Origin of the sequence: Pseudomonas sp. P20, assembly GCF_016463925.1 — a bacterium.
GTDB classification, from domain to species: Bacteria; Pseudomonadota; Gammaproteobacteria; order Pseudomonadales; family Pseudomonadaceae; genus Pseudomonas; species Pseudomonas aeruginosa.
Map to the genome: position 1 here is coordinate 23696 of NZ_JAEMVM010000008.1, position 19255 is coordinate 42950.

Annotated in this window: 15 protein-coding genes, 1 other RNA gene and 1 pseudogene; 11 read left to right on the forward strand and 6 right to left on the reverse strand. The window is 65.1% G+C overall.

Features of this window, described 5'->3' with window-relative positions:
- The first annotated feature begins 4 nt into the window (after positions 1-4).
- From smc to JHD77_RS10695, 6 genes are all read left to right on the forward strand, one after another.
- Entirely contained in the window at positions 5-3493 is a 3489-nt protein-coding gene (gene smc / locus JHD77_RS10670) for a chromosome segregation protein SMC (protein ID WP_003083351.1), read from the forward strand.
- A 164-nt stretch (positions 3494-3657) separates the two neighbouring features.
- Complete coding sequence (gene zipA, locus JHD77_RS10675; RefSeq protein WP_003083352.1) at positions 3658-4527, forward strand: cell division protein ZipA; 870 nt, start codon at positions 3658-3660, stop codon at positions 4525-4527.
- Positions 4528-4617: 90 nt separating this feature from the next.
- Positions 4618-7002 carry an NAD-dependent DNA ligase LigA gene (ligA, locus tag JHD77_RS10680; RefSeq protein ID WP_003083353.1) on the forward strand — a complete coding sequence of 795 codons (2385 nt, stop codon included), beginning with the start codon at positions 4618-4620 and terminating at the stop codon, positions 7000-7002.
- Positions 7003-7047: 45 nt separating this feature from the next.
- Positions 7048-7425, forward strand: coding sequence for a hypothetical protein (locus JHD77_RS10685; RefSeq protein WP_003083354.1), 378 nt, complete (start codon positions 7048-7050; stop codon positions 7423-7425).
- A 110-nt stretch (positions 7426-7535) separates the two neighbouring features.
- Positions 7536-7632, forward strand: an RNA gene (gene ffs / locus JHD77_RS10690) — signal recognition particle sRNA small type.
- A 293-nt stretch (positions 7633-7925) separates the two neighbouring features.
- On the forward strand, positions 7926-9008 hold the full coding sequence (locus JHD77_RS10695) for a type I restriction endonuclease (RefSeq protein WP_003133016.1): 1083 nt from the start codon (positions 7926-7928) through the stop codon (positions 9006-9008).
- Between the two features lie 178 nt (positions 9009-9186).
- Here the strand turns inward: JHD77_RS10695 and JHD77_RS10700 are convergent, their stop codons facing one another.
- Entirely contained in the window at positions 9187-10053 is an 867-nt protein-coding gene (locus JHD77_RS10700) for a substrate-binding periplasmic protein (RefSeq protein WP_031278138.1), read from the reverse strand.
- Positions 10054-10089: 36 nt separating this feature from the next.
- Between JHD77_RS10700 and dnaX the strand changes: the two genes are divergently transcribed.
- From dnaX to JHD77_RS10720, 4 genes are all read left to right on the forward strand, one after another.
- Positions 10090-12201, forward strand: a complete 2112-nt coding sequence (gene dnaX / locus JHD77_RS10705) for a DNA polymerase III subunit gamma/tau (protein WP_023110180.1) — start codon at positions 10090-10092, stop codon at positions 12199-12201.
- A gap of 45 nt (positions 12202-12246) precedes the next feature.
- Complete coding sequence (locus JHD77_RS10710) at positions 12247-12573, forward strand: YbaB/EbfC family nucleoid-associated protein (RefSeq protein ID WP_003087236.1); 327 nt, start codon at positions 12247-12249, stop codon at positions 12571-12573.
- Positions 12574-12651: 78 nt separating this feature from the next.
- A complete protein-coding gene (gene recR, locus JHD77_RS10715; RefSeq protein ID WP_003087237.1) occupies positions 12652-13248 on the forward strand; it encodes a recombination mediator RecR in 597 nt (198 codons plus the stop codon).
- A gap of 122 nt (positions 13249-13370) precedes the next feature.
- Positions 13371-14519, forward strand: coding sequence for an acyl-CoA dehydrogenase family protein (locus tag JHD77_RS10720; RefSeq protein ID WP_003103930.1), 1149 nt, complete (start codon positions 13371-13373; stop codon positions 14517-14519).
- Positions 14520-14531: 12 nt separating this feature from the next.
- Here JHD77_RS10720 and JHD77_RS10725 read toward each other — a convergent pair whose 3' ends face one another.
- The 3 genes from JHD77_RS10725 to JHD77_RS10735 all read right to left on the reverse strand — a co-directional run bounded on the left by JHD77_RS10725 (position 14532) and on the right by JHD77_RS10735 (position 17612).
- Complete coding sequence (locus tag JHD77_RS10725; protein ID WP_003103931.1) at positions 14532-15071, reverse strand: CbrC family protein; 540 nt, start codon at positions 15069-15071, stop codon at positions 14532-14534.
- Between the two features lie 73 nt (positions 15072-15144).
- Positions 15145-16032: an SDR family NAD(P)-dependent oxidoreductase gene (locus tag JHD77_RS10730; protein WP_003103932.1), complete on the reverse strand. Its 888-nt coding sequence runs from the start codon at positions 16030-16032 to the stop codon at positions 15145-15147.
- Positions 16029-17612, reverse strand: coding sequence for a flavin-containing monooxygenase (locus JHD77_RS10735; protein WP_003121915.1), 1584 nt, complete (start codon positions 17610-17612; stop codon positions 16029-16031). Before JHD77_RS10735 ends, JHD77_RS10730 begins: the two co-directional genes overlap by 4 nt.
- 122 nt (positions 17613-17734) lie before the next feature.
- On the opposite strand from JHD77_RS10735, the pseudogene JHD77_RS33080 reads away from it, so the two are divergent.
- Positions 17735-17902: pseudogene (locus tag JHD77_RS33080) on the forward strand (TetR family transcriptional regulator); the annotation flags it as partial.
- 525 nt (positions 17903-18427) lie between these two features.
- Here the strand turns inward: JHD77_RS33080 and mdtI are convergent.
- The gene (gene mdtI, locus JHD77_RS10745; protein WP_003117768.1) at positions 18428-18757 is read right to left on the reverse strand and encodes a multidrug/spermidine efflux SMR transporter subunit MdtI; all 330 of its coding nucleotides are present in this window, start codon (positions 18755-18757) and stop codon (positions 18428-18430) included.
- Positions 18751-19119, reverse strand: coding sequence for a multidrug/spermidine efflux SMR transporter subunit MdtJ (locus tag JHD77_RS10750; protein ID WP_003087256.1), 369 nt, complete (start codon positions 19117-19119; stop codon positions 18751-18753). Before JHD77_RS10750 ends, mdtI begins: the two co-directional genes overlap by 7 nt.
- Positions 19120-19255: the final 136 nt, after the last annotated feature.

Genomic DNA, 19255 nt, shown 5'->3' on the forward strand with positions numbered 1-19255 from the left:
ACGCATGCGCCTGAAGAGCATCAAGCTGGCGGGGTTCAAGTCCTTCGTCGATCCGACCACGGTGAACTTCCCCAGCAACATGGCGGCGGTGGTAGGGCCGAACGGCTGCGGCAAGTCGAACATCATCGACGCGGTGCGCTGGGTGATGGGCGAAAGCTCGGCGAAGAACCTGCGCGGCGAGTCGATGACCGACGTCATCTTCAACGGCTCGAATACCCGCAAGCCGGTGAGCCAGGCGAGCATCGAGCTGATCTTCGACAACGCCGAGACCACCCTGGTGGGCGAATACGCCCAGTACGCCGAGATATCCATTCGCCGGCGGGTCTCGCGGGACGGGCAGAACACCTATTTCCTCAACGGCACCAAGTGCCGGCGGCGCGACATCACCGACATCTTCCTCGGCACCGGCCTGGGGCCGCGCAGCTACTCGATCATCGAACAGGGCATGATCTCCAAGCTGATCGAGGCGCGTCCGGAAGACCTGCGCAACTTCATCGAGGAAGCCGCGGGCATTTCCAAGTACAAGGAGCGCCGCCGCGAAACCGAAAGCCGCATCCGTCGGACCCAGGAAAACCTGGCACGCCTCACCGACCTGCGCGAAGAGCTGGGGCGGCAACTGGAACGCCTGCACCGGCAGGCCCAGTCGGCGGAAAAATACCAGGAACACAAGGCCGAGGAGCGCCAGCTCAAGGCCCAGCTGGGTGCCGTGCGCTGGCGCGACCTGAACGAGCAGGTCGGTCAGCGCGAGCGGGTCATCGGCGACCAGGAGATCGCCTTCGAGGCCCTGGTGGCCGAGCAGCGCGGTGCCGATGCCGGCATCGAACGGCTGCGCGACGGCCATCACGAGTTGTCCGAACGCTTCAACCAGGTGCAGGCGCGCTTCTATTCGGTCGGCGGCGACATCGCCCGGGTCGAGCAGAGCATCCAGCATGGCCAGCAGCGCCAGCGCCAGTTGCAGGACGACTTGCGCGAAGCCGAACGGACCCGCCAGGAAACCGAATCGCACCTCGGGCATGACCGTACCTTGCTCGCGACCCTGGCCGAGGAAATGGCCATGCTCGCACCGGAACAGGAACTCAGCGCGGCCGCCGCGGAAGAAGCGGGCATCGCCCTGGAACAGGCCGAGCAGGGCATGCAGGCCTGGCAGCAGCAGTGGGATGCCTTCAACCAGCAGAGCGCCGAACCCCGCCGCCAGGCCGAGGTGCAGCAGTCGCGCATCCAGCACCTGGAGCAGAGCCTGGAGCGCCTGCAGGATCGCGAGCGGCGCCTGCAGGAGGAGCGTGGCCAGTTGGCGGCCGACCCCGAGGACGCGGCGATCCTCGAACTCAACGAACAGGTGGCGATCGCCGAACTGGCCCTGGAAGAACTGCAATTGCAGGAGCAGGGCCAAGCCGAGCGACTCGAACAATTGCGCCAGGAATTGCAGCAACTGGCCGCCGAACAGCACCAGGCGCAGGGCGAGTTGCAGCGCCTGAACGGGCGCATCGCTTCGCTGGAGGCCCTGCAGCAGGCCGCTCTCGATCCCGGACAGGGCGCCTTGGAGTGGTTGCGCGAGCAGGGCCTGGAACAACGTCCGCGCCTCGCCGAAGGCTTGCGTGTCGAGCCGGGTTGGGAGCTGGCGGTGGAGACCGTGCTCGGCGCGGATCTGCAGGCGGTCTTGCTGGACGGCTTCGACGGGCTCGCCCTGGCCGGCTTCGGCAAGGGCGAGCTGCGCCTGCTCAGCCCCGCTCGCGGAGCCGCGACGGCGGCCGGTTCGCTGCTGGACAAGGTCCGCGCCGACGCCGACCTGAGTCCCTGGTTGGCCCGGGTGAAACCGGTGGAGACCCTGGAACAGGCGCTCGCCCAGCGCGGCGCCCTGGACGACGGCGAGAGCCTGATCAGTCGCGATGGCTACTGGGTCGGCCGGCACTTCCTGCGGGTCCGGCGCAGCGACGAGGCCCAGGGCGGCATGCTCGCCCGCGCCCAGGAACTGGAGGCGTTGCAGGAGCGGCGGGAGGCCCTGGAAACCCGTGTCGCCGAAGGCGAGGAGCGTCTGGCTGCGGCCCGCGACGAGCAGCGCGAGCTGGAAGGCGCGCGCGAGCAGGTGCGGCGCCAGGTCCAGGAGGAGGGGCGCCGGCACGGCGAGCTGAAGGCGCAGTTGTCCGCGCAGCAGGCCAAGGTCGAGCAACTGGTACTGCGTCGCCGCCGTCTCGACGAAGAAGTGGCGGAACTGGCCGAGCAGCGCGCGCTGGAACAGGAGCAACTGAGCGAGGCGCGCCTGACCCTGCAGGAAGCGCTGGATAGCATGGCGCTGGACACCGAGCGCCGGGAAACCCTGCTGGCGGAGCGTGACGCCCTGCGCGAACGGCTCGACCGGATTCGCCAGGATGCCCGCACCCACAAGGACCATGCGCACCAGTTGGCGGTGCGGGTCGGCTCGCTGAAGGCGCAGCACAATTCCACCCAGCAGGCCCTGGAGCGCCTCGACCAGCAGTCGGCGCGCCTCAACGAGCGTTGCGAACAGCTCAACCTCAATCTGGAGGAGGGGGCGGCACCGCTGGAAGAGCTACGCATGAAGCTCGAGGAGTTGCTGGAGCGGCGGATGGCCGTCGAGGACGAACTCAAGCAGGCGCGGCTGGCCCTGGAAGACGCCGATCGCGAACTGCGCGAGGTGGAGAAGCGCCGCGGCCAGGCCGAGCAGCAATCGCAACTGCTGCGTGGCCAGCTGGAGCAGCAGCGCCTGGAGTGGCAGGGGCTGGTGGTGCGGCGCAAAGCCTTGCAGGAGCAGCTCGCCGAAGACGGCTACGACCTGCATACGGTACTGGCCAACCTGCCCCTGGATGCCAGCGAACGCGATTGGGAGGAGCGTCTCGAGAGTCTCGCGGCGCGCATCCAGCGTCTGGGGCCGATCAACCTGGCGGCGATCGAGGAGTACCAGCAGCAGTCCGAGCGCAAGCGCTACCTGGACTCGCAGAACGACGACCTGGCCGAAGCGCTGGAGACGCTGGAAAACGTCATCCGCAAGATCGACCGGGAAACCCGCAATCGTTTCAAGGAAACCTTCGACCAGATCAATGCTGGCCTTCAGGCATTGTTCCCGAAGGTATTCGGCGGCGGTACGGCATATCTGGAACTTACCGGCGAAGATCTACTCGATACCGGTGTGGCGATCATGGCGCGCCCGCCGGGCAAGAAGAACAGCACCATCCACTTGTTGTCCGGCGGGGAAAAGGCGCTGACCGCGCTGGCGCTGGTATTCGCCATCTTCCAGTTGAACCCGGCGCCGTTCTGCATGCTCGACGAAGTCGATGCGCCATTGGACGATGCCAACGTCGGACGTTATGCGCGATTGGTGAAGGAGATGTCGGAAAAGGTGCAGTTCATCTATATCACCCACAACAAGATCGCCATGGAAATGGCCGATCAGTTGATGGGCGTGACCATGCATGAGCCGGGCTGTTCACGGCTTGTTGCAGTTGACGTGGAAGAGGCGGTCGCATTGGCTGAAGCCTGAGTGTCAGGCAGTGTAAACTTGTGCATGGGCATGTTAGTTTAATGGCCACTTTTTGTATCGCGTGGGAAAGTTCTGTCAGAACAAGGTTGGCTCCACGTTTCAAGGGACAGGACGTCCTTTTTTCATTTTTTATTCACCATTTTCACTAGGGGCTACGGAATTACATGGATATCGGTCTGCGCGAATGGCTTATCGTTATCGGGCTTATCGTGATCGCCGGCATTCTCTTCGACGGTTGGCGGCGGATGCGGGGCGGCAAGGGCAAGTTGAAGTTCAAGCTCGACCGCAGTTTCGCCAATCTGCCGGACGACGACGGCGACTCGGCTGAACTGCTGGGGCCGGCGCGCGTGGTCGAGCATCGCGAGCCATCCTTCGACGAACAGGACCTGCCCAGCGTCAGCGCCCGCGAAGCCAAGGAACGCAAGGGCGGCAAGCGCCAGGAAGAGCCGCGCCAGGGCGATCTGGACCTCGACGAGGGGCTGGCCCTGGAGGCGGACCCGAGCGATGCCGCCGAGACGGTGGAGCCGCGCAAGGGCAAGTCGAAGGGCCGCAAGGAGAAAGAGCGGGAGAAAGCCCCTGCGGTTGCTGCCGAACCCGCCCCGGTCGACGAGGTGCTGATCATCAACGTCATCGCCCGCGACGAGAGCGGCTTCAAGGGGCCGGCATTGTTGCAGAACATCCTCGAGAGCGGCCTGCGCTTCGGCGACATGGACATCTTCCATCGCCACGAAAGCATGGCCGGCAATGGTGAGATCCTGTTCTCCATGGCCAATGCGGTGAAACCGGGCACTTTCGACCTGGACGACATCGACAACTTCAGCACCCGCGCCGTGAGCTTCTTCCTCGGCCTGCCGGGGCCGCGCCATCCGAAGCAGGCCTTCGACGTGATGGTTGCCGCCGCGCGCAAGCTGGCCCACGAGCTGAACGGCGAGCTGAAGGACGAGCAGCGCAGCGTGTTGACCGCCCAGACCATCGAGCACTACCGCCAGCGCATCATCGACCATGAGCGTCGCAGCCTGATGCAGAAGCGCTGATCCGGCCACAGCCCCTTTCTTCGTACGGGAGGGGGCGAACTACTCTATAGAGCAGCCGAGGCTGCTCTTTTCGTTTCACGGACTCCCACCATGACCGACACCCAGGCTGCCGCCGAACGCATCGCGCAACTGCGAACCGAACTGGACACCCACAATTACCGTTACTACGTGCTCGACGAACCGAGCATTCCCGACGCCGAATACGATCGCCTGTTCCGCGAGTTGCAGGCGCTGGAGGCCGAGTACCCGCAACTGCTGACGCCCGACTCGCCGACCCAGCGGGTCAGCGGCACGCCGGCCTCGGCGTTCGGCGAAGTGCGCCATGAGATCCCCATGCTCAGCCTCGGCAACGCCTTCGAGGAGCAGGACCTGCTGGACTTCGACCGCCGCGTACGCGAAGGACTGGCCGACCTGTTGCCTGGCGGCGACCTGCTCGGCGGTGGCGCGGAGGTCGAGTACAGTTGCGAGCCGAAGCTGGACGGCCTGGCCGTCAGCCTGCTCTACGAACGCGGCCAACTGGTGCGCGGCGCCACCCGCGGCGATGGCAGCACCGGCGAGGACATCACCAGCAACGTACGCACCATTCGCAACGTACCGCTGAAGCTGCACGGCGAAGGCTGGCCGGAGATCCTCGAAGTGCGCGGCGAGGTGTTCATGTCCAAGGCCGGTTTCGAGGCGCTCAACGCCAAGGCCGTGGAAACCGGCGGCAAGACCTTCGCCAACCCGCGCAACGCGGCGGCCGGCAGCCTGCGCCAGCTGGATTCGAAGATCACCGCCAGTCGCCCGCTGGAATTCTGTGCCTACGGCTTCGGCCAGGTCAGCGGGACGCTGCCGGACACCCAGGTGGGCATCCTCGAGGCGTTCCGCGGCTGGGGTATCCCCATCAGTCGCGAGCTGCGCCTGGTCAAGGGCGCCCAGGCCTGCCGCGACTACTACGACGACATCGGTCGCCGACGCGATGCGCTGGCCTACGAGATCGACGGCGTGGTGTTCAAGGTCAACCGCATCGCCTTCCAGCGCGAACTGGGCTTCCGCGCGCGCGAGCCGCGTTGGGCGATCGCCCACAAGTTCCCCGCGCGCGAGGAGTTGACCGAGCTGCTGGGCGTCGAGTTCCAGGTCGGCCGCACCGGCGCCGTGACCCCGGTGGCACGCCTCAAGCCGGTGCAGGTGGCCGGCGTCACGGTGTCCAATGCGACCCTGCACAACATGGATGAAGTCGCCCGCCTGGGCCTGCGCATCGGCGATACGGTGGTGATCCGCCGTGCTGGCGATGTGATTCCGCAGGTCATGCAGGTGGTGCTCGAGCGCCGCCCGGCGGATGCGCAGGCGATCGAGGTGCCCGAGCATTGCCCGGTCTGCGGCTCGGCCGTGGAGCGGACCCAGTTGGTCAAGCGCAGCAAGGGCAAGGAGTCGATCAGCGAGGGCGCCATCTATCGCTGCGTCGGCCGTCTCTCCTGTCAGGCGCAGTTGAAGCAGGCGATCATCCATTTCGTATCGCGTCGGGCAATGGACATCGACGGTCTTGGCGACAAGATCGTCGAGCAACTGGTGGATCGCGGGCTGGTCGCCTCGCCGGCGGATCTCTATACCCTGACCTATGAACAGGTGTTCGAGCTGGAAGGGTTCGCCGAGCTGTCCACCAACAACCTGCTGGCGGCCATCGCCGACAGCCGCAAGCCTTCGCTGGCGCGCTTCATCTTCGCCCTGGGGATTCCCGACGTCGGCGAGGAAACCGCCAAGCTGCTGGCGCGTTCGCTGGGTTCGCTCGAGCGGATCGGCAAGGCGCTGCCGGAAGTGTTGACCTACCTGCCGGACGTCGGCGCCGAGGTGGCCTACGAGATCCACAACTTCTTCGCCGACGAGCACAACCGCCAGGTGATCGCCCAGTTGCGCGATGCCGAACATGGCGTGCAGTTGCAGGAAGAGGGCGAGGTCGCCGCGGAGTTCGCCGCCTGTGCCTCGCTGGCCGGTTTCATCGACAAGCTGAACATTCCCTTCATCGCCGCCACCGGCGCGGAAAAGCTGGCCAGCCGCTTCGGTTCGCTCGACGGCATCATCCGTGCCGACTGGCTCGATCTGCGCCAGGTGGAGCGTCTGCCCGAGCGAGCGGCGAAAAGCCTGCGCGATTTCTTCGACGAGCCGGCCAACGTGCAGCGTGCCCTGGCCATCGAGGCGCAGTTGCGTGAGTTCGGCATGCATTGGCAGAGCGAGCGCAAGGCGGTCGAAGGCCTGCCTCTGGCCGGGCAGACCTGGGTGCTGACCGGCACCTTGGAGGCGATGAGCCGGGACGTAGCCAAGGACAAGCTGGAAGGGCTCGGCGCCAAGGTGGCCGGCTCGGTGTCGGCCAAGACCCACTGCGTGGTCGCCGGGCCCGGCGCCGGCTCGAAGCTGGCCAAGGCCAACGAGCTGGGCGTGAAGGTGCTCGACGAAGACGGTCTGCTGAAACTGTTCGACGAGCACGGCGTCGCCCGCTGAAGCGGCGGCGCTGCTGCGAAAGATTTCCGAAGACTGGAGTTAACGATGGACAAGGCAAGAAAGCAGCGGTTGCTGGGCGTGCTCGCATTGGTGGTGCTGTTCGGCGCCTACGTGGGTTGGAGCGAGCGGCCGCGCATCCTGCTGCATTACAGTGGCCAGGCTTCGGCGCCGATCGCCTACAGCTACAAGGAGCAGGGCGTGGAAACCTTCTCCGGGGAGATCCGGCCCGGCCAGGTCCGCGAGTTTCCGGTGAAGCTGTTCGGCGGCAGCGATTACCGGATCGCCTTCTCCTTCCATCGCGGTGAGGAGAAGTATGCGTCGTTCAGCACCAAGCCGGGCTGGGGCACCCTGGACCTGTATGTCGATACCGAGCTGAGCGTATCGACCCAGCCGCCGCCGGAGGGTCTGATCCAGCAGCAATGAACCGCTTTCGCGAAATGGATTGCAAACGTAAGTGCTTGAAGTGGTTGTAACTTACGCGCAAGCCGGTAGAATGGCGCGGCCTACCCGAGGGTAGGCTGCAATGGTGGCCCTGTCGGTCCCCCCGCAACGATTACCCGTCAACCTGGTCAGGTCCGGAAGGAAGCAGCCACAGCGGGAACATCGTGTGCCGGGGTGTGGCTGGCGGGGCCGCCTCCATTTCGTAGGTCCTTAATTCTAAAGGACTTCCTCTCCTGAAAAACTCTGAGTGTGACAGCGCCCTGGTACACCTGTGTGGTGCGCCGTAAGGGCGATTCTAGCCGTCCGCTTTTCTCTGATGTAGGCCGTCATACCGCTGAATCGCTGTAGAGCTGGTGCTCTGCTGTCCGTACCGAAGCCTTCGCTGCTGCCTTTGAGCTGGGTCAACTGGCGGGCTGTGCTTGCCAATTGCCAGTATCGACGCCTGTTACTACGATGAATGTGTTCTCAACAAGGAGCGTGACATGGAATTCGTAGAGCGACTGAATGCACTCTCAGCCAAGGTTCGACAGCAAGGCGGGGCGATCCAGACGGAGGAAGGCACCAAGACTGCCTTGGTGATGCCCTTCATAAACTCTGTGCTCGGCTACGATGTGTTCGACCCGTCCGAGGTGACGCCTGAATACATCTGCGACATCGGTACCAAGAAAGGCGAGAAGATCGACTACGCCATTCTGAAGGATGGCCAGATTCAGATTCTGATTGAGTGCAAGAAGATCGGTGAGCCTTTGCACATCAATCATGCCAGCCAGCTTTTCCGCTACTTCCACGTCACGAGTGCCCGAATCTCCATCCTCACTAACGGGCAGGTCTACAAGTTCTTCACGGACCTAGACGCTCCCAACAAGATGGACGAAAAGCCGTTCCTGGAGCTTGATCTGCTGGATGTTGATGAGCACGTATTGCCCGAGCTCCAGAAGCTAACCAAGGCTGCATTCGATGTTGATTCGATCATCAATGCGGCTGGGGAGCTGAAGTACGTGAGTCAGATCAAGCGGGAAATGGCCAATCAGTTCAATCAGCCTGACGACGATTTCGTGAGGTTTTTCGCTGCGCGCGTATACGACGGAATCATCACGCAGAAGGTGCGAGAGCAGTTTGGTGTTCTAACCCGAAAGGCTGCGTCTCAATTTCTAGGAGATCAGGTCAACGACCGCTTGAAGTCGGCCATGAGCGGTGCAATTCAGCCGGCGATCACGATGGCGCCCGCAGAGCCTTCCATGGCATCTCAGGCTGAAAGCAATACTGACGATGACCGAGTCCACACCACGCTGGAGGAGCTGGAGGGGTTTCATATCGTTAAGGCTATTGTTCGGGCTGTCGTTGATGCGAAGCGGATTGTGCATCGCGATACGCAGAGCTACTTCGGCGTGTTGCTGGACGATAACAACCGGAAGCCGATTTGCAGGCTTCACTTTAATCGTAGTCAGAAGTACATTGGCCTGTTCGACCAAGAGAAGAACGAAACTCGTCATCCTATCTCCTCCCTGGATGACATCTACACATTCGCAGATCAGCTCAAGGGCTCCATTGCTTACTACGAATGAGCTGCGTGCTGCTAATAGGAGCCCGCTGACTAGCGGGCTTTTTCATTTCCTGTATTACTTCGCCCCGTTCCTGAGGCGATACCAGTTGGCGTCGGGTGATGCCTTGCCGGCGTTAGGATGCTACTGGCGGGGCCGCCTCCATTTCAGGCCCGCCATTTTTCGCAGGCCGTCGACGCTCTCATCGGTAGCGCTGCAGTATCTCCTCGATCTCTCCGCTGCGCTTCATTTCCTCGAACGTCTTCAGTATCGCTTCCACCGGAACCTCCGCGGAATCCCGCACCAGGCAGCCCACCGCCGTTTCCTCGAGCTGCGCGGCTTCCTGGAGTGGCGGCTGCCCCGGCGCCTGGCGGTTGCTCCAGTGCAGCGACAGTTGATGGCTGACCGCGTAGCGGTAGCGGCCGGCGCGCAGCTTTTCCAGCACCAGATCCTGGGTGCGCGCATCGTCGCGGCGCAGTCGGCCGATGTCGAACAGCGCTTGCAAGCGGGGATAGCTGTAGCCAAGGACGGTACCGATACGCTGGGCCGGCAGCGCCTCGGGAATCGGCGCGAAGCCTTCGCGGGCGACCAGGATGTCGCGTTGCACCAGCAGCGCGACGCTCCAGCGATAGCCGGGGAAGTCGTGGCTGAGCCAGGCGGGGCTGATGTAGCAGCGGACATCGATTTCGCCAGCCTTCATCGCCTGCTCGATGCGCCCGCGCGGGTAGGGGTGGTAGAGCGCCTTGCGGCCGACCTGCCGGGCAAGGGAGCGGGTGATGTCGTAGACGATGCCGTCGATCGGCTGGCCCCGTTGCAGGCGGACCAACGGCATGCTCCAGCTTTCCATCACCGAGAAGCGCAATGGCGTCGCGTCGGTCTCCGCGGCCGTCGCTGGCAGGGCCGCGAGCAACTGCAGCAGGAGCAGCGCAGGTGCGCCGAAATGAGGCATGAACGATGTCAGGGAAGGTAGAGTCATTGCCACCGACGAGGGCTGCTGAAGGGCCAGGGGAATTCTTAGCACGCAGTTTGCCAAGTCGGCGAGCGCAGAAGGGGTAAATTGCGCTAGCATTGGCCGACTTGTGCTTCCCTTCTGCGACGGTTTTCGATGAGTTATCAAGTTCTTGCGCGTAAATGGCGTCCCCGTTCCTTCCGTGAAATGGTCGGCCAGACCCATGTGCTCAAGGCTCTGATCAACGCCCTGGACAACCAGCGGCTGCACCATGCCTACCTGTTCACCGGTACCCGCGGGGTCGGCAAGACCACCATCGCGCGGATCCTGGCCAAGTGCCTGAACTGCGAGACCGGGGTCAGCTCCACGCCGTGCGGCGAATGCTCGGTCTGTCGCGAAATCGACGAAGGCCGCTTCGTCGACCTGATCGAAGTGGACGCCGCGAGCCGGACCAAGGTCGAGGATACCCGCGAGCTGCTCGACAACGTGCAGTACTCGCCGACCCGCGGACGCTACAAGGTCTACCTGATCGACGAAGTGCACATGCTCTCGTCGCACAGTTTCAATGCGCTGCTCAAGACCCTCGAGGAGCCGCCGCCGCACGTCAAGTTCCTGCTGGCCACCACCGACCCGCAGAAGTTGCCGGTGACCATCCTCTCGCGCTGTCTGCAGTTCTCCCTGAAGAACATGCCGCCGGAGCGGGTGGTCGAGCACCTGACCCACGTGCTCGGAGCCGAGAACGTGCCCTTCGAGGATGACGCCCTGTGGTTGCTCGGGCGCGCCGCCGACGGCTCGATGCGTGACGCCATGAGCCTGACCGACCAGGCCATCGCCTTCGGCGAGGGCAAGGTGCTGGCCGCAGACGTGCGGGCGATGCTCGGTACCCTCGATCACGGCCAGGTCTATGGCGTGCTCCAGGCCTTGCTGGAGGGCGATGCGCGCGCCCTGCTCGAAGCGGTGCGCCACCTGGCCGAGCAGGGCCCGGACTGGGGCGGCGTGCTTGCCGAAATACTCAACGTGCTGCACCGCGTCGCGATCGCCCAGGCCCTGCCGGAAGCGATCGACAATGGCCAGGGCGACCGCGAGCGGGTGCTGGCCCTGGCCCAGGCGTTGCCGGCGGAAGACGTACAGTTCTATTACCAGATGGGCCTGATCGGCCGCCGCGACCTGCCGCTGGCGCCCGATCCGCGTAGCGGCTTCGAGATGGTGTTGCTGCGGATGCTCGCGTTCCGCCCGGCGGACGCCGACGGCGTGCCGAGGACGCCGCTAAAGGACCTGGGGATCAGCAAGGCCACGACTGATCCCGCCAACTCCCCCGTGGCCGGCGCGGCCTCGCCTGCGCCGGTCGCTACCGTTGCTCCCGCGCCTGTCGTGGCTGCGCCCGTCGAAGCCCCGGCTGCCCCGCCGGCAGCGCCATCCGCGCCGCCGGCGGCGGTCGAGGCGCGCGTCACGGAAGCGGTTGTCGAAGAGCCCGCCGCCGCGGCAGAGGTCGTCGACTTGCCCTGGGAAGAGCCGGCGCCGAGCCTCGCTGCCGAGCCCGAGCCCGAGCCCGAGCCCGAGCCCGAGCCCGAGCCCGAGCCCGAGCCCGAGCCCGAGCCCGAGCCCGAGCCCGAGCCCGAGCCCGAGCCGCTAGCCGTGGAGGCTCCCTCGGTCCCTCCGGCAGTGGCGGTCGAGGCGGTGGTGGAAACCGTTCTGGAAGCCCTGCCGGCTGCGTTGCCGGTAGCACCTGACGAGCAGGACGAGCAGGACGACGAGCCACCGCCCGCAGACGACTACTACGAAGTCGACATGGATACCCTGGCCTACCTGGATGCCGCGCCCGAGCCTGACGTGGTCGTGGTGGAGGAGCCGCTGCCGGCGGCGAAGCCGGCCACCGGCCTGGCCGCGGAGTGGCTGGAGCTGTTCCCGCGGCTCGGCCTCGGCGGCCTGACCGCCAGCATCGGTGCCAACTGTACGCTGGTAGCTGCCGACGGCGACCACTGGCATCTGCATCTCGATCCGGGCCAGAGCGCGCTGTTCAACGCCACCCAGCAGCGGCGGCTGAACGATGCGCTGAACCAGCACCTGGGGCGCACCCTCAAACTGGAGGTGACCCTGCAGAAGCCTGAGCAGGAGACCCCGGCTCAGGCAGCGGCACGCCGGCGTGCCGAGCGCCAGCGGGCGGCCGAGGCATCGATCGATGCCGACCCGTTGGTCCGGCAGTTGCGCGAGCAGTTCGCCGCGGTGGTCCGTGACGGTACCATCGAACCTTTGGAAGCCAAGGCCTGACCGGCGCTTGGCGCACGCAACAAGACGACATTCGAGGTGAAGAACATGATGAAAGGTGGCATGGCCGGCCTGATGAAGCAGGCGCAGCAGATGCAGGAAAAGATGCAGAAGATGCAGGAAGAACTGGCCAACGCCGAAGTGACCGGGCAATCCGGCGCCGGTCTGGTCAGCGTGGTGATGACCGGGCGCCACGACGTCAAGCGCGTCAGCCTGGACGACAGCCTGATGCAGGAAGACAAGGAAATCCTCGAAGACCTGATCGCGGCCGCGGTCAACGATGCGGTGCGCAAGATCGAGCAGAACAACCAGGAAAAGATGTCCGGCTTCACCTCGGGCATGCAACTGCCGCCCGGCTTCAAGATGCCCTTCTGATCCCGCGTTCGTGCCGGGTCCGCCTTCTTCGGACGGCGCCCGGCAGCCATTCCCCTCCCTCTATCCGACGAGTCCTGCATGAGTTTCAGCCCGCTGATCCGCCAACTGATCGAGTCCCTGCGCATTCTTCCCGGTGTCGGGCAGAAGTCGGCCCAGCGCATGGCGCTGATGCTGCTGGAGCGCGATCGCAGCGGCGGCCTGAAGCTGGCCCAGGCGTTGACCGCCGCGATGGAAGGGGTCGGTCATTGCCGGCAGTGCCGTACCCTCAGCGAGGAGGAGTTGTGCCCGCAGTGCGCCGACCCGCGACGCGACGACTCGCTGCTCTGCGTGGTGGAAGGCCCGCTGGACGTATTCGCGGTGGAGCAGACCGGCTACCGCGGCCGCTATTTCGTGCTCAAGGGACACCTGTCGCCGCTCGACGGCCTGGGGCCGGAGGCGATCGGCATTCCCGAACTGGAAGCGCGGATCAGGGACGGAGCCTTCAGCGAGGTGATCCTCGCCACCAACCCCACCGTCGAAGGCGAGGCCACCGCCCACTATATCGCCCAGCTACTGGCCGGCCGCGGCCTGACCTTGTCGCGTATCGCCCATGGCGTGCCGCTGGGCGGCGAGCTGGAGCTGGTCGATGGCGGCACCTTGGCCCACGCCCTGGCCGGACGGCGGCCGATCTCCTGAGCTCTGTGCCTCCCGTATCCGTAGGACGGGCGGCCTATACGCCCTCGCCGATGGCCAGTTTCCCGTATTGAAAACCAAGCAAGCGCTAGGTAAGTTCTGAGGCTCCCATCAGGAGCCCGGCCATGACTGACTTCCAGCAGTACTTCGACGAGTCCCATCAACTGATCCGGGATTCGGTGCGCCGTTTCGTCGAGCGCGAGGTGTTGCCGTACATCGATGAATGGGAGGAGGCCGAGGAATTTCCCCGCGAACTCTATCTCAAGGCCGGCGCGGCCGGGATCCTCGGCATCGGCTACCCGGAAGCCTACGGCGGCAGTTGCGAAGGCGATCTGTTCGCCAAGGTGGCGGCCAGCGAAGAGCTCATGCGCTGCGGTTCCGGCGGCTTGGTCGCCGGGTTGGGATCGCTGGATATCGGCTTGCCTCCGGTGGTCAAGTGGGCCCGTCCCGAGGTGCGCGAGCGGGTAGTGCCGGCGGTGCTGCGCGGCGAGAAGATCATGGCCCTGGCGGTCACCGAGCCCTCTGGCGGCTCCGACGTGGCCAACCTGAAGACCCGTGCGGTGCGCGATGGCGATCACTATCGCGTCAGCGGCAGCAAGACCTTCATCACCAGCGGCGTGCGCGCGGACTACTACACGGTGGCGGTGCGTACCGGCGGCGAGGGTTTCGCCGGCATCAGCCTGCTGCTGGTGGAGAAGGGCACTGCCGGGTTCAGTGTCGGCCGCAAGCTGAAGAAGATGGGCTGGTGGGCGTCGGATACCGCCGAACTGTTCTTCGACGACTGCCGGGTGCCTGCGGAAAACCTCATCGGCGTGGAGAATGCCGGCTTCGCCTGCATCATGGCCAATTTCCAGAGCGAGCGCCTGGCCCTGGCGGTGATGGCCAACATGACCGCGCAACTGGCTCTGGAGGAGTCGCTGCGCTGGGCGCGCGAGCGAGAAGCGTTCGGCAAGCCGATCGGCAAGTTCCAGGTGCTGCGCCATCGTCTCGCGGAAATGGCCACGCAACTGGAGGTTTCCCGGGAGTTCACCTATCGCCAGGCAGCGAAGATGGCCGCCGGCAAGAGCGTGATCAAGGAGATATCGATGGCCAAGAACTTCGCCACCGATGTCGCCGATCGCCTGACCTATGATGCCGTGCAGGTGCTCGGCGGCATGGGCTACATGCGCGAAAGCCTGGTGGAGCGGCTGTATCGCGACAACCGGATTCTCTCCATCGGCGGCGGTTCGCGGGAAATCATGAACGAGATCATCGGCAAGCAGATGGGGTTGTAGGGCCGCGTTCTATCAGGTGAAGTCCAGGTCGTAATGCGCCTGGCCACAGTGCAGGCAGTCGAAGCGGTAGATGGCCGGATTGCCGCCGGGCGTATAGGCGTCGACGAGGCGTTGCCAGGTGATAGCCGGCCAGGCGAAATCGGCGAAACGCTGCGCCAGGCCCTCGGCTCCCAGTTGCCCGATTTCCTCACGCCCCGCGTCGCCGCGAAAGGCGCAGGCATCCTCGCAGCAAACCAGCCAGCGCTCCTGCTGCCAGGAGGTGTAGCCGGGCGTGCGCTCGCAGACTTCGGTGACGATATCCGCGGCGACGCCGGCGTCGAGCAGCGGATAGTCGTCGGAAAAGCTCGCTTCGTAGCGCGCGGCCGCGCTGCCGTCGGCTATGCACCAGGGGCAAAGGCTGCCGGGCGGCAACTCGTGGCGGGAATAGGGCGAACCGGTGTAGACGTAGCCACGAGCCTTGCCACAGCACTGGCAGGTGGTGGCGGAAGCCTCGATGCTGCCGCTGGCGAGCGGTTCGGGATGGTAGCGGAAGTGAGGAAGGGGAGGGTTCATGACGGCCGTACCCTGGAGACTGGCCGTCGAGTATGACGTGCCGGGCAGCCTAGCGGCTACCCGGCGGGCCTGTTCACTCGCTGGCTTCGCGGGCGCCCTGGGGGCTCTTCGGGCGCGGCGCGAAGCGCGCTGCCAGGCGCATGCTGGCGGTGACCAGGCGCTGGTAGAGCACTGGTGCCAGGCGCAGCATCACGTCGATCGCGTGGGCGTCGGTGCCGATCAGGATGCGCCGGCTGTCGCGCTGCACGCCGCGCAGGATGACCTGGGCGGCCTTCTCCGGGGTGGTCCGCAGCAACTGGTCGTTGAATTGCTCGCGAGCCTTGTCCGGAGCCTGGCCGGTGACCTTGGCCATGCTCTCGTTCATTCGCGCGGTCTTGGCGATGTTGGTCTTGATCCCGCCGGGATGCACGCAACTGGCGGAGACGCCGGAGTCCTCCATGTCCAGTTCCTGGCGCAACGACTCGGTGAAGCCGCGCACCGCGTACTTGGTGGCGTTGTAGGCGCTCATGCCGGGCTGGGCGAACAGCCCGAAGACGCTGGAGACATTGACCACGTGGCCGTTGCCGGAGGCCTTCAGGTGCGGAAGGAACGCCTTGGTACCGTTCACCACGCCCCAGAAGTTGATGTTCATGATCCACTCGTATTCCGAGTAGTCGCTGCCTTCCACGGTACCTGCGTGGGCGACGCCCGCGTTGTTGAAGATCAGGTTCACCCGGCCATGTTCGCTGGCCGCCTTGTCGGCCCAGGCCTGCACCTGCTCGCGGTCGGCCACGTCGACGACCGCGGTGGAGACGCGTACCCCGCTGCTGGCGAGCAATTGGCGGGTTTCCTCGAGAGCTGCGGCATTGACGTCGGCCAGGGCCAGGTGACAACCCTGCCTGCCCAGCTCCACGGCCAGGGCGCGACCGATGCCCGAGCCTGCGCCGGTGATGGCGGCGACTTTGTTTTCGAACGACTTCATGCGGGTACCCCTTCGGCCTGTTGGCGGGCTTCGTTGCTCAGGGCGGCGAGCGGTGTCGTGGTGAGGTGGTAGGCGGAGGCGTCGAACTGCCGGGTCAGGGCACGGAAGCGCCAGGTGAATCCCGGCCACAGGGTGCAGTTGCGGCCGCTGACCGGATGCAGGTACCAGCTCTTGCAACCGCCCACGCTCCAGACGCTGCGGTCCAGCTTGCGCTGGAGGTATTCGTTGTAGCGTTCCTGCACCGGGGCCTTGACCTCGAGACTGAGCAGTTCGCGGCGCTTCATCAGCTTCAGCGCATCGAGGACGTAGGCGATCTGCGACTCGATCATGTAGACCATCGAGTTGTGGCCGAGGCCGGTGTTCGGTCCCATCAGGAAGAACAGGTTGGGGAAGCCGGCGGTGGTAGTGCCCTTGTAGGCTTCCGGGCCCTTGGTCCAGCTGTCCAGCAGGTCGCGGCCGTCGCGACCGAAGACCACTCCGCGGGGGATAGGGTCGTTGGCGGTGAAGCCGGTACCGAAGATGATCGCGTCGACCTCGCGTTCCCGGCCGTTGCCGTCGACGATTCCATTGGCGGTGACGGCGCGGATGCCTTCGGTGATCACCGTGGAGTTGGCGGCAGCCAGGGCAGGGTAGTAGTTGTGCGACATGAGGATGCGCTTGCAGCCGATGGTGTAGTCCGGCGTGACCTTGCGGCGCAGTTCCGGATCCTTGATCTGCTTGTGGATGTGGCGGATCGCCAGGCGCTGCACCAGCTTCATTACCTGCGGGGCGAAGGTGAAGCCCAGCACCCGCCCTTCGAGCAGGCTGTAGAGGCCGCCGCGCCAGAGCTTCTGCACCAGCGGGAAGCGCCGGAAGCGCCGGCGCTCGGTTTCGCTGATTGCCCGGTCGGGTTTGGGCAGGATCCATGGCGGAGTGCGCTGGTAGAGATCGAGCGCGGCCACCAGCGGCTGGATCTCCGGGACGAACTGGATCGCCGAGGCGCCGGTGCCGATCACCGCCACGCGCTTGCCCTTGAGGTCGTAGTCATGGTCCCACTGCTGGGAATGGAAGACCTTGCCCTGGAAGTTCTCCAGGCCATCGAGGCGTGGATAGGCCGGGGTGGACAGGCCGCCCATGCCGGAAACCACGGCGTTCGCGGTGTAATGGTTGCCCTGGGCGTCATGCAGGTGCCAGAGGCTTTGCCGCTCGTCCCAGGCCAGTTTGCCGATCTCGGTGTTCAGCAGGGTCTTTTCCTGCAAGCGGTATTTTTCCCAGCACTTCTCCAGATAGGCGCGGATTTCCGGCTGGCGGGCGAACATCCGCGTCCACTCCGGGTTCGCTTCGAAGGAGAAGGAATAGACGTGGGATTGCACGTCGCAGGCGCAGCCAGGGTAGTTGTTGACTCTCCAGGTGCCGCCGACGCCGGCGTCCTTTTCGAAGATCAGGAAGTCGTCCTCGCCTTCCTGGCGGAGACGGATCGCCATCCCCAGCCCGGAGAAACCGGTGCCGATGATGGCGACCTTGCAGTGCCGGGCGGCGGCAGGGGTGGGTTGGGTACTCATGGCCAAGCTCCTGTTATGATTGTTTGCTGGCGTATACACTCGTCTACCTGAGAATGTAGACATCTGTATACTTCAGGGTCAAGCCAACCTTAGGTAGGGTCGGCGCGGCGCAACGGCCGAACTTGTGGCGCATGGAAACAACCAGGTGGAACATGAGCGATATGAACGAAACGAAGGACAGGGTTGCCGACGCTCCCGGCAAACGCGCCTTGCTGGAGGCGGCCTTGCGCCTGGGCAGCAGCAGCCGCAGCCTGGGGGCCATCGGCTTGCGCGAGCTGGCGCGCGAGGCGGGCCTGAATCCGAACACCTTCTATCGGCATTTCCGCGATATCGACGATCTTGGCCTGACCATGATCCGCGACATCTCTACCCAGCTGCGCCAGCCGCTGCGCCAGCTTCGCCGCGAGGCCGCGACTCGTGCGGCGCCCAGCGCCCGAGCGCAGACGACGCCGTTCGGGCTGGACCTGGAAAGGGGGCGGCGGGTCTGCCGGGAGACGGTGCGGCTGTTCTTCGACTTCGTGGAGAGCAATCCCGCCGCGTTCATCGTCGGCGTGCGCGAACTGCATGGGGCTTCGCCGGTGCTGCGTGGTGCCCTGCGTCAGATCATGGATGAGTTCGCCGAGGACATGTCGGAGGACATCATCGAATTCAGGTTGTTGCCGGCGGTGAGCGAGGCGACCATCCGTCGCCTCTCCAGCCTGATCGGCCGCCAGCTGTTTCAGTTGTCGCTGGACTATATCGGCCAGCCGGAGCGGCGTCGGGAAATCTGCGCCCTGGGTGAGGAACAGATACTGCTGTTGTTCACCGGCGCCGCGGTCCTGCAGATGATGGGCGTTTCGTTGGACGCCGAGGCGTCAGGCCAGCTTGAGCAGGCTCATGCCGGCCAGCAGCAGCAACAGGCCGAGCCAGCCGCGCCAGGCCAGGCGCTGGCCGAACAGCGCCCAGCCCATGGCGACGGTGGCGAGGATGCCGAAGCCGCCCCAGATCGCATAGGCGAGTGACAGCTCGATGTCCTTCACCGCCTGCGCCAGCGCGGTGAAGGCGGCCATCACGCAGAGGATCGAGGCGATCCCGAGGCTGCGCCTGCGGAAACCGTCGGAGTATTTCAACAGCAGGTTGGCGACGACCTCGAGGGCGATCGCCAGGCCGAGCCAGGCGAAGGGAATCCAGTTCAGGGTCAGCATGTGACGGCCTCCCCACGGGGCTGCGCCGGCGTGCCGCTGGCGTTGCGGGTGCCGGACTTGATCAGCAGGATGCCGGCGATCATCACGCCGAGGCCGACGGCCTTGTACAGGCCGATGCTTTCGCCCAGCCAGGCGACGCTGACCGCCGTGATCAGGACGATGCCAATGCCTTCCCAAAGGGCGTAGGCGACTCCGACGGGGACACGCTTGACCGCCAGGGCGAGGAAGAAATAGGACAGGCCGATCATCCCGTACATCAGCAGCATGCCTGCGACAGGGGCGTGGGTGGCGGCCAGTTTCATCGAGGTGGTGCCGATCACTTCGGCGCCGATAGCCAGTAACAGATAGATCCAGGAACGCATGTTGCCCTCCCATGGGCACCGCGGAATGGAGGCCGCGGCCAAAGATGACGAAGAGCGCTGGCGAGGGGCGGGAAAGACCCCGAAGCGCAGGGGCGGTCGCCACCGACAGCAGGGGTCGAGGGAGGGAGCTAGAGGT